Below are 11,899 nucleotides of genomic sequence, written 5' to 3'. Positions count from 1 at the left end.
ACTTAAAAACGCAAAAATTACAGGTTTTACTTAATTTACGGTAGCTCCCTTGGGGATTTCTGCGTTCCGATGCTTCCATCGTTTATGAGTCCAGAGATACAATTCAGGTCGCTGTCGAATTTGCTTTTCTAAAAGCTGTAAATAAGTGTCCACGATTTGGTACTGCTCACATTTTGAAATATCGTCTGTGATAGTAATAAATTTTGCTTGATAATATCCACGTTTTGTCTTTTCGACATGAAGATAAGAAACGGATAAATCTAATCGCCTTGCCAGCACCTCACCTCCCAAATAGGCAGGAACTTTGATCCCCATAAAATCTGTCCAATACAGGGCATTTTTGAGCTTAGGAGACTGATCCGAAACTAACGCGTAAGAGCAAAGCTTTCCGTTCGCTTTGTCTTTTGTAATTTCTTGCATCGCATTAAAGCTGGGAATGAGTCTTGCTTCATAACGCTGTCGTATCCGATGAACTAAGCGATCAAAATATTTATTTTTTATTTGCTTATAGATCCCTACGGTTGGAAAATTTATAAGTAATTGTGCAACCGTTGCCCATTCATAACTAGCATAATGTGCCATAAGTACGATAATGCTCTTATTTTTGGCTTCCAATGCTTTGATTTCTTCGACATTGGTAATTTTGAATCTCGCCAATAACTCTTCATCGGTAATCGATATGGATTTTATCATTTCTAAAAACATATCGCACATATGTTTGTAAAAAGCCTTCCGAATCTTATAGATTTCGGTCATGGGTTTTTCGGGAAAAACCAAGGTAAGATTCTCAGTTACCGTTCGTTTGCGGTACCCTACAATATGATAGATAAATATATAAATTCCTGTAGAAAACATATAGAAGATTCGCCAGGGAAGCTTAGATATTATCCATAGAATAGGATAAACTAGTCGGTAAATGAGTAATTGCATTGTCAGAAATATCTAGCCAACAAATTTAAGATTATTTATGAGTTAATCATTTATTAAACCGAAATATGAGAAGTTTCTCTATTCATTTTTCCTTGAAGAAATCTGTATCTTTGACAAAAAAGAACTGTATGTCTGAGACGAATCTTGTAGTGATACTACTGATTGTTGCCAATGTGTTATTTTCATTAAAAGGTTTTAAAGAGTATTCATTTTTTGAACGGTATAAGTTCAATATTGCAGGAATACAAAAAGGTGAGCAAATTAGAATGTTAAGTTCGGGTTTCTTACATGCCGATTCAATGCATTTGTTTTTCAATATGTTCACCTTATATTTTTTTGGTCCTGTTGTTATTGTTTATGTAGGAATACTTAAGTTCTTAATCATTTATGTAGCAAGTTTGCTGGTAGGTAATATATTCTCTTTTGTTTTTCACAAAAATGAGCCTCATTACAGTGCAATAGGAGCAAGTGGTGCGGTATCCGGAATCATATTTTCAGCGATTCTTTTTCGTCCTGATATGAGTTTATATCTTATGCTTATACCAATTCCTATACCGGCCTATATTTTTGGTATCGGATATTTGTTATATACTATTTACGGAATGAAAAGCAGACGTGACAATATTGGTCATGATGCTCATTTTGGAGGTGCAGTAGGGGGATATCTGGTAACCTTAATAATGGCACCATGGCTTTTTGAACAAAACTTATTGATGATTGGTATTCTTGCGATTCCTATTGTTATTCTTTTTATTTTACAACGTTTAGGAAAATTATGAACAAACAAAGGCAACCATCGGTCGCCTTTGTTTGTTCAGGGTGTTATATTTTTTTAGTCTAAAAGCTCAGCAATTTTAGTTTCTAAAGCAGCACCTCTTAGATTTTTTGCAATTATTTTTCCATTTTCATCTAACAAGAATGTAGCCGGTATGGATCGCACGCCGTATAATTTAGCAATTGGTTCTTGCCAAAACTGTAAATTTGATACGTGACTCCATTGAAGATCATCTGCAGCAATTGCTTCTAACCATTTTTTCTTATCACGATCAAGGGAAACGCCAATAATATTGAGTCCTTTGTCATGGTATTTATTATACACACGTACTACGTTAGGGTTTTCTATTCTACAAGGCTTGCACCAAGATGCCCAAAAGTCGATGATTGTCAGCTTGCCCATGGCATCCTTTAGTGATACTGTAGTACCTTCGGGAGAAGGAGCAGAAAAACTTACCGCTTCACTACCAACATCAATACGACCTACAGAATTACGGATTAATTGATCTAAATTTTTACCTAAACGTGTCTTTTTTAAAGAATCATCCACGGTGGTGTATAATTCTTTAATTTGTCGAGCAGGCACTACTTTTAAATTGAGTAAATCGGTTAGTGCCATTACAGAAACTATTGAGTTTGGATTGTTTTTAGCAATCTCAGTTCTATATGCTTTTTCCTGATTAAACATATCAGACAGTTGCGTTGCAAGATTTTGAGCTTTCTCAGTTTCCTTTAATTTGGAAGCGATCTGATATTGGTTGTTGAGTTCGATTCGCTTTTTATTGTAATCCTGAACTTTGATTAAATATTCAAAAAATAAATCATTCTCAGAACCACCGTCAATTATTGAGGAACGCAAACTATCTTTATAAATAGTCATTTCAATCGGGTTGTTCTCTGCTAGATACAATACGTTACCCGGAACTTTGTTGAATGTCAAATAGTTGAAGTCCATTTGTTCAACACTGGGTAACTCAATTTCGAATTTACCATCTTGGATAGTCGTAGAATCGATAACCGCAGGGCGATTGGATTGACTTAAAGCATTTACATATACGGATGTTCCATTTTCAAAACCAGAAGTCGAGCCATAAATTATATAACTGTCTTTTTTTTCATTTTGACAGCTCAGGGTAATACTAATCGCTAGTAATAGCAGAAAAATTCTTGTCATAACATACATAATTAGGGACGTAAAAATAAAGAATCAGAATGGTATAAAAGAATAATTAACTTTATAATATAATTAATTGTTAATCCACGGGCCAAAGCTTTGTTAATTGCAGTATTTTTGTCATCTTTAAAATAAAGTAGCCGTATTATGGAGACGTTCGATCAAGATTTCCCGATGGATATCTGGATAAGTTTTTCATCTTTCTTTGATAGATATAGAGAATTTGCCAAAAGTGATAATTTGCTTTTGCGAGAAAGAGCGCTTAAAATTTTAGAAATCGCTGAGGCACATCCAACACTTGAAACGGGTTTGCAATCTAAAAAGGAGCTTGATGAACTAATGCCTCAGATTGACTTGGTGTTAGAAGATCTGTTTTCTGAAATTCTGCAGAAAAATGAAATCAAAATAGCTACGATTCCCTTTGGAAATTTAGTATTACAATCAACCCAGCGATTTAGAAATATCGTTAAAGCTGCTGGTGAAACGTTTACTCCTGCAATTACAAATTTAGAAGAAGATCAATATTACATCATGGGATGTAGTATCATTCTCAATCATTATTATGGCTACAGTATAGATTTTAAAAGACCGTTCCATTACAATATTCCTGATGCTTCAGGAATTATGAGGTATTATAGAATTTTATACAATGCCGATTTTGTGCAAATTGAGAAAACAGACCTAGCGCTGGATATTACCGACGACGAAGTAGGGGAATTACTGGATAGTTTTGAAGACATTACAGTTTGGAAAAAATATTTTCCACCCAAAAGCTATGTTTTTAAAGGGGTAGTAATTGCTAATATGTTTGATGCTACCACCGATGTTTCTTTATCAGAGTTCAAGACCAGCTTACTGCAATATGATAAAACTCAAAGTAATTTTATAGAACGCTTTCAGGGTATTTTTAGAGCTATTTTTAATTTGCCCGAAATACGCATTGGATTCTCTAATTATAATGAGGAAGATCAGGTGTTTGAACGTGTACCGTTCAAAGATATTGATAGTTATATTTTGAATGATCGTTTTTCTGAGGAATGTAAAGAAGCACTTTGCTGTGGTTCTTATGAGAATCTATTCGGTAAATCCACTTATTTCACAATTTCGGATGTTGAAAAGTACAAGGCAATGATGCCTGATGAAAAATTTTATCAAAATTTAGAACACCAAGGTATACAAAGTGCCATTATTGCTCCGATAGAGGGTGAAGGTAAGTTACTGGGTGTATTAGAAATTGTGTCTCCTAATAAGAGAGAGCTTAATAGTATAAATGCGCATAAGTTGCAAGATGTAATGCCATATTTAGTGGACTCTGTGTTGCGCTCAAAAGTAAAGTCTGAAAATGAATTGGAGCTTATCATTCAGGAAGAATGCACTTCGATTCACGGGAGCGTGTATTGGAAATTTAGACAGGAAGCTAAACGCTTTATGCGGGCTAAGGTTGAAGGAATGCCTGCCTCGTTTAGAGAAATAGTTTTTGATAATGTCTACCCGCTATATGGTCAGATTGATATCAAAGGTTCTTCTGAAGCTAGAAATGCGGCTATACAAAAGGATTTGAAATTACAATTAACCGAAATATCCAAAATACTGGATCGCGGTATAGAGTCCGATTGTTTACCTATATATGAGCAATTAAAATTCAGAATTGATAAATTTATTGATGAAGTCACCAATCAATTAGAGGTTGATAGTGAACAAAAAATTCTAAGTTTTATTAAGAAAGACATCATACCGCTTTTCGAGCATCTAAAAAAGAAATATAGTGATCTTGAAATATTGATTAATCAATATTATGATCAATTAGATGTAGAATTTAAAATGGTGTATAAACATCGTAAGAACTACGATGAGTCAGTGATGCTTATTAATAAGAAAATGGCAGATCTATTGGACGCCAAACAAATTGAAGCTCAACAACTCTATCCACATTATTTTGAGCGTTTTAAAACTGATGGTGTAGAACATAATATGTATATCGGAGAATCTATTACCAAGGAAGATAGTTTTAATAAGATATACCTCAAAAATCTTAGATTATGGCAGTTACAGGTAATGTGCGAAATGGAAAATGCATATTATCAGTTGAAACAGGATCTTCCGGCAAAATTAGATGTTGCTTCTATGATTCTGGTATTTAATTCCTCGCTTTCTGTCCGTTTTAGAATGGATGAAAAACGATTTGATGTAGATGGTACTTATAATGCAAGATATGAGGTCGTTAAAAAACGCGTAGATAAAGCTAATATTAAAGGTACTGAAGAACGTATTACAAAAGAAGGCAAACTTACTATTGTATATTCACAACGTTCTGATGAACTGGAGTATTTAAGATATGTAAAGTTTTTGCAGTCCAAAAAATATTTGGGTAAAGAAGTAGAAATATTGGAGCTTGAAGATTTACAGGGCGTAACAGGTTTAAAAGCACTGCGAATTAATATTTTGTACCATCCTGATAAAACTAAAAAAGAGTTTTATAATTATGAGGATCTCATGAAAGAACTAGCATAATTTTAATACTATAAAAATGAAAAACGCAACTGCTTAAAAAGTAGTTGCGTTTTTTTATGCATATTGTTTATTGAAGTGCTATAAATAGTAGAATGCTACTATAAATGCGATAACAGAAACGATAATTCCAATCATAAATACAGTATACGTTAATCGCAATAATTTATATTTGCGATTTAGCACTATACCCAGAAAGTATAAATCTTTGGTAAGTGATTCATAAACATACTCTTTGTCCTTAATAATTTCTTGAATAGCCCATTTATACTCCTGATATGGCATTTTATGAAAATTACCAAAAAAGAGAACATTAATCTCTTTATTTTGAACTTGCTCTTTGGTAAACTCACCCGTAGTAACATTAGGTCGGGTAGACATTATTGATAAAATGATGGATGCAACACTAAACAATACTAATATTAAACTGGGAAACAATAAATGCTGATTACTTACAGAATCCAGTTTTGGTATCAAATTAGCAAGCGCCAGCGAAATGATAATTGCATTTACTGAAAGTAAGATGTTGGCTTTTGTATCAGCAATATCACTCAGTTTGATGTGATTTCTTAGCGTTACCCTAAACAGTGTCTGAATACCGCGTTCAGGACTTTCGTTTTTATACTTTGCTTTTAACTGGGCCTTTAACGCCTCTTTTTTGTTCTTTTTCTTTCTCTTTTTTTGTTTTTCAATAAGTTTTAGGAGATTTTCGTCCTTTTTCTTGACCCAATTTCTCAAGGCATAGTTTGTATAATACTTATGTTTTTGAGTAAACATCTCAATATTCTCCTGAATCCATTCTTTGGTTGTGAATTCTTTTATATTGTGGAGACGAAGTTCTTGTCGTAAGAATTCACTGGTTTCTTCAAAGTATTTTTTTGCAAAATGTGAGCTATCAGCATCCCTGATTACTTCTTCCAAAAAGGAGTTAGGTTCAGAATTAAATTTGGTAGCCAAGATGCATGCAGTTACTTTTTCAATAACATCAGTATCGGCATTATGTTCGTTCAAAAATTGCTTAGCTATAACAATACTTTCTTCTTCATGATTATCAATACTTTTAGTGTACCCGGTATCATGAAGCCAAGCTGCCAGCCTTAGTATCTCGGCATCTTTAACACCAATTTCAGAATTTTCTATTATTTCGTTAGTACTTTTAACGACGCGTTGTGTGTGAATATAATTATGATAAACGAAAGTTTCAGGAAGTTCATTTTTAAATAATTCTAAAACAAACTTATCTGCTTTCTCTACTAGTGTTGACATAGATTCGTATTAAATTTAACACCAAAGTACAATATATTAAAATTACCGTCCTATTCGTATGAAAAAATATAACATAATTCTAACAATATTAAGCTTTTTACTATTATCGAATTGTGCACTTTATGAACCTCAGTACCGTGATAAAAAAACGAGCTATACGGTTACAAATGCTGACCAGATTGAAAAAACATTTTATTTAATTGGAGATGCGGGTTATGCATCATTAGGGGAGAGTACTCCCGGGTTACTGGCTTTTGAAAAATACCTGAAAGCGCATTCACAGCAGGGGAACTATGCAATTTTTCTGGGAGATAATATTTATCCCGATGGGATGCCCGAAAAGGATGCTGTTGATCGCCCCTTAGCAGAGCATCGATTGGACGCCCAAATTGAATCGGTTAATAGTTTTGATGGACAGGTGATTTTTATTCCGGGTAACCATGACTGGTACAATGAAGGTCTCAAAGGCTTAAAGCGTGAAGAAAATTATTTTGAAAGTAAGTTAAAGGACCGAAAGGTATTTCGTCCGGCCAAGGGATGTCCGATCGAAACTATTGATATCACTGATAATATACAATTGATTCTGGTCGATTCACAATGGTATTTAGAAGATTGGGACAAGCACCCAACTATCAACGATAATTGTCCGCAGATTAAATCCAGAGAAACTTTCTTTCTGGAGTTTCAAAGTGCTTTGAAAAAAGGACAAGATAAAACGAATTTAATAGCCTTACATCATCCATTGTTTTCAAATGGAGTACATGGAGGTAAGTATGCTCCTGTAAAACACTTGTATCCAAGCCAAAGAAAAATACCGTTACCGGTTTTGGGATCATTAGCTATGATGATTAGAACTAGCGGCGGGGTATCCAGCCAAGATATTCAGAACAAGCAATATAAATCATTGGTACGTCGTATGTCGACAATCGCCTCTGGAGGTGAACGTGTTATTTTTGCATCAGGCCACGAACATTCTATTCAGTACATTGTTAATGATAGTATCAAACAAATCGTTTCAGGCTCAGGTGCAAAAGCGTCTTATGCTACCTTAGCGAATGATGGGATTTTTGCCTATGGCGGACAAGGATTTGTACGCTTGGATATTTTAAAGGACGGTTCCTCAAGAGCTTCCTACTTTGGAAGTGAAAATAACGAACCAGTTTTACTGTTTGAAACCGAAGTACATCCAAAACGGAAGGATTACGATTTTTCTTCACTTCCCGATTCTTTTGATCAAACCGTAGAGGCTTCGGTGTATGACTATGAAGAGACTGATCGAACAGAAGTTTATGAAAGCATTTGGGGTGATCATTACCGTGATTTATACGGAAAAAAAATTCAAGCTCCCGTTGCTGATCTGGATACACTCTATGGGGGATTGACAGTTATTCGTAAAGGAGGAGGTCAGCAAACAAGGTCATTACGTGTAAAAGATAAAGATGGTAAAGAATTTAATTTAAGAGCTTTGAGAAAAAGCGGCGTACAGTTTTTGCAAGCCAACGCTTTTAAGAATAATTATGTAGCCGATGATCTGGAAAATACCATTTCAGAAGATATTCTTCAGGATTTCTACACAGCTGCACATCCTTATATATTTACAGTGATCCCGGATCTCTCTGATGCTGTAGGGATTTATCATACCAATCCTAAGGTATTTTATGTGCCAAAGCAAAAAACGCTAGGTAAATATAATGCCGAATATGGAGATGAACTCTATATGATCGAAGAACGACCGGAGGAACATCATGTAAACCAGATTACCTTTGGACAACCCGATGATATTGAAAGCACTGCAGATGTATATGAGCGCTTACGTAGAGATGAAAAATACAAGATTGACGAAGCTGCTTTTATAAGAGCGCGTATGTTTGATATGCTAATTGGGGACTGGGATCGACATCAGGATCAATGGCGCTGGGCAGAATTTGAAAAAGAAAATGGCGATCATATTTTTAGACCTATACCTAGAGATAGAGATCAGGCATTTTCAAATTTTGATGGCGCATTTTTGGGCACACTTCGAGGGCTCATTGGGGTAACAAATAAATTTCAGGTATATGATAAAACCCTCAAAAGTATTAAATGGTTCAATATCGCCGGGCTGAAACTCGATAGAACATTTATCCAGAGTAGTGGCAAAGATGAGTGGAAAAAGCAAGCAAAGTTCATACAAGATAATTTGACAGATGAAGTAATTGAAACAGCATTTACCAAATTACCCGATGCAGTAAAAGGAGATTCATCTAATGAAATTAAAGCAAAATTAAAAGGAAGACGTGATAACTTGGTAAAGATAGCTGAGAGATATTATAAATATCTTGCAGAACTTGCCATTGTCACGGGAACCGATAAGGATGATTACATCGAAGTGGAGCGCATGGAGAATGGCAAAACAAAGATAACGATCTCAAGAATTAAAGGTGGTGAAAAGGCTGATGTGGTCAGTGAGAAATTATATGATAGAAAAAACACCAAAGAAATATGGCTCTACGGTTTGGATGATGATGATTATTTCAATGTAAGAGGTAAAGGAGATAATCCAATTTATATTAGAATTATCGGCGGACAAGATCATGATAAGTTCAACATTGAAAAAGGACGCAGAGTTACGATTTATGATTACAAATCTAAGCCCAATACCATCATTCGTAAAGGCAATGCAAAAGTTCGCTTTACCGATACGTATGAGGTTAATTCTTTTGATAAAAATAAGGAAATAGTGACCAAAAACTCACTAATTCCGGCAGTTGCGTACAATCCGGATGATGGTTTTAAAATAGGTGTCAAAAATGTATATCGGGTAAATGGCTTTAATAGAAATCCATTTACCAGTAAGCATACTTTAACGGCTGGGTTTTATTTTGCTACTAATGGTTTTGATGTAAAGTATAAAGGAGAGTTTGCCGGAGTGCTCAAAAATTTCAATTTGATGGTCGGTGCAAAATTTACGAGTCCAAATTTTAGTGAAAACTTCTTTGGTTTTGGTAATGAAACAGTAAATAATGATGATGATTTAGGATTAGATTTTAACAGGGTTAGAATTAGTCATATTGGTGTGGATATTGGAGCGGCAAAATTTGGTCGATTTGGTAGTTACTTCGATTACAAAGCAAGATTTGAAGGTATTCAAGTGGATAAAGATGGTGATCGTTTTATTGGAAACCCTGTTTTTGAATCAGGTGATCCTGAGTTTTTTAAAAGAAAGTATTTTGTTAGTGCAGACGCCACGTATCGTTATGAAAGTTACGATGTTGATGTTAATCCTACCAATGGGATGAAATTTGAAATTAATGGGGGTATTACTGCTAATGCGGAAGATTTTGATCGAACCTTCGGGTACATCAATCCATATTTGGGCTTTTATAATTCCTTAATTACAAGCCGTAAATTAGTTCTTAAAACCTCGGCACAGGCACAGATCAATCTGGGAGATGATTATGAGTTCTATCAATCAGCTCAATTAGGACAGAATACTGGACTACGAGGTTATCGTAATCAACGTTTTTCAGGTAAACGATCCTTTGCAACGAGCGCAGATTTACGCTATAGTTTTAATCAATTTAAAACAGGTGTATTACCAATACAGATAGGGATATTTGGTGGTTTTGATTTAGGTAGAGTCTGGTTAAGTGATAACGACAACTCAACATTGTGGCACAATAATTACGGAGGCGGTTTTTGGATCAACAGTGCCGATTCCTTAAGCGGTACTTTCAATTTCTTTACAGGGGAGGATGGTTTACGTTTTTCTTTTGGTTTTGGATTTACATTCTAATTAAAAATGCTACAAACCAATAGCAATACCTTGCGATTAATAGACAAGGAGAATATTCATTCTATATATGAATTGCATACTGTCGAAGCAGTTGATCACTATAACACACTAGGCATACCAGAGTCTATAGAGGTTACTTCACAAATTTTATCTCATTGGATTATAAAGATAGAGGCTGCCTAGTTTCATGGTTTTATTATTGAAAATAAAATCACAAAAGAGTTTATAGGAATTATTGGGCTACAACTTGGTAATTCAAAATATAAAAGGGGAGAAGTATGGTATAAATTTATGCCGGAACAATGGAGAAAAAGATTCGGAACCGAAGTAACTCAAGAAATCATAAGATTTGGTTTCGCAAAACTTAACTTACATCGTATCGAAGCAGGATGGGCCTGTGAGAATATAGGTTCAGTACGAGTTTTAGAAAAGTCTGGATTTGTGAGAGAAGGAAGAAAAAGAAAAGTATTACCATTTAAATCAGGCTGGTCTGATGCTTACATTTTTGCAATTCTAAAAGAAGACTGGGACGGCATAAAAAATAGCAAAGAGCCTGACAGATGATTGTGATTCAGAGCTCTTTTATATCTCTAAAATTGTTTATGGCTTATTTGAGAGGATACTCATACAGATTTCCTCCTGATCGACCACGTCCCTCGTCAATTATAAATAAAGTAGTTTTATTTTTAAAACAAACACCTTCCTTTTGTGACCGATGTTCTAACTGAATTTTCTCTACGTCACCTTCTAGAAAATTGTCTCCTTCAAAGTTTTTGAAAAAGAACAGTTTGTCATAAGTAAGAAGTACTACGGTGTCATTCTCGGGGTTTATTGCAGCACCCGTAACAAAGCAATCATTGTCATCATTACACGTTTCATATGTCCCGATCAGTTTTGCTTCATATGCTCCTGCCGTTGCCGGAACTTTGTATAGTTTAGTAGTACCGTCAAAGTTTTTTGCTCTGTTTTTCGTAAACAAATAAAAATTCTGATTAAAATAGAAAAAGGCTTCTACGTCAAAATTTCTCTTATCCTTTTTAGGAGGAAATTTTTTTTGATCCTCAAAAGAAAAGGTTGTTTTTATCGCCGTTGCATTTCCTGACTGTTGATCAAACACATTAGAAACTTTATAAATGGCCAGGTCTTTTCGATCATTCCGATTGTTTCCAAAATCTCCGATATAGACATTTCCATCTTTGTCAGAAGCCATCGCCTCCCAGTCTATATTAACAGTATTAACGAGTTTAATTTCTTTTACAACATCCCCGGTTTCATCCAAGGCATATAAAATATTGTCGTTACCAGAATCATTAATCGCGTATATATAATCATCCTGAGGTATTTTTGCAATCCCTGAAATCTCTTGTATAGCTGTAGATAATTGGTTGATCTTAACTAAATCCCCATATTTTTGACAACTTCCTGCAATAGCAATAAATATAAAAAGCACTGTGGTTTTTATTCGGTTCATT

9 protein-coding genes are annotated in these 11,899 nt (G+C 34.7%); 5 read left to right on the top strand and 4 right to left on the bottom strand.

Annotation, left to right across the window (positions count from 1 at the left end; all coding sequences use genetic code 11):
* Positions 1-30 precede the first annotated feature (30 nt).
* Positions 31-930 (bottom strand): lysophospholipid acyltransferase family protein, encoded by a 900-nt coding sequence (locus BD809_RS14945; RefSeq protein ID WP_148783791.1) that lies wholly within the window; start codon positions 928-930, stop codon positions 31-33.
* 128 nt (positions 931-1,058) lie between these two features.
* Between BD809_RS14945 and BD809_RS14940 the strand changes: the two genes are divergently transcribed.
* A complete protein-coding gene (locus tag BD809_RS14940; RefSeq protein WP_148783790.1) occupies positions 1,059-1,709 on the top strand; it encodes a rhomboid family intramembrane serine protease in 651 nt (216 codons plus the stop codon).
* Between the two features lie 53 nt (positions 1,710-1,762).
* On the opposite strand, the gene BD809_RS14935 is transcribed toward BD809_RS14940, so the two are convergent.
* Positions 1,763-2,878 (bottom strand): TlpA disulfide reductase family protein, encoded by a 1,116-nt coding sequence (locus BD809_RS14935; RefSeq protein WP_148783789.1) that lies wholly within the window; start codon positions 2,876-2,878, stop codon positions 1,763-1,765.
* 147 nt (positions 2,879-3,025) lie between these two features.
* On the opposite strand from BD809_RS14935, the gene BD809_RS14930 reads away from it, so the two are divergent.
* Positions 3,026-5,389, top strand: coding sequence for a GAF domain-containing protein (locus tag BD809_RS14930; protein WP_148783788.1), 2,364 nt, complete (start codon positions 3,026-3,028; stop codon positions 5,387-5,389).
* 78 nt (positions 5,390-5,467) lie between these two features.
* On the opposite strand, the gene BD809_RS14925 is transcribed toward BD809_RS14930, so the two are convergent.
* Complete coding sequence (locus BD809_RS14925) at positions 5,468-6,652, bottom strand: Pycsar system effector family protein (RefSeq protein ID WP_148783787.1); 1,185 nt, start codon at positions 6,650-6,652, stop codon at positions 5,468-5,470.
* A 58-nt stretch (positions 6,653-6,710) separates the two neighbouring features.
* Here BD809_RS14925 and BD809_RS14920 point away from each other — a divergent pair, with 58 nt between their 5' ends.
* Genes BD809_RS14920 through BD809_RS14915 form a run of 3 tightly spaced genes read left to right on the top strand, consistent with a single transcriptional unit; the run spans position 6,711 to position 10,991 of the window.
* Positions 6,711-10,427 (top strand): metallophosphoesterase, encoded by a 3,717-nt coding sequence (locus tag BD809_RS14920; protein ID WP_148783786.1) that lies wholly within the window; start codon positions 6,711-6,713, stop codon positions 10,425-10,427.
* 6 nt (positions 10,428-10,433) lie between these two features.
* Positions 10,434-10,610, top strand: coding sequence for a hypothetical protein (locus BD809_RS15665; protein WP_170251905.1), 177 nt, complete (start codon positions 10,434-10,436; stop codon positions 10,608-10,610).
* Between the two features lie 12 nt (positions 10,611-10,622).
* Entirely contained in the window at positions 10,623-10,991 is a 369-nt protein-coding gene (locus BD809_RS14915) for a GNAT family N-acetyltransferase (RefSeq protein WP_148783785.1), read from the top strand.
* A 43-nt stretch (positions 10,992-11,034) separates the two neighbouring features.
* Here BD809_RS14915 and BD809_RS14910 read toward each other — a convergent pair whose 3' ends face one another.
* Positions 11,035-11,898: an esterase-like activity of phytase family protein gene (locus BD809_RS14910; protein WP_246131563.1), complete on the bottom strand. Its 864-nt coding sequence runs from the start codon at positions 11,896-11,898 to the stop codon at positions 11,035-11,037.
* Position 11,899: the final 1 nt, after the last annotated feature.

Origin of the sequence: Aquimarina intermedia, assembly GCF_008124785.1 — a bacterium.
Classification (GTDB): Bacteria; Bacteroidota; Bacteroidia; order Flavobacteriales; family Flavobacteriaceae; genus Aquimarina; species Aquimarina intermedia.
The sequence above is the reverse complement of the archived record's forward strand: the minus strand, read 5'-3'. Positions and strand labels throughout refer to the sequence as shown.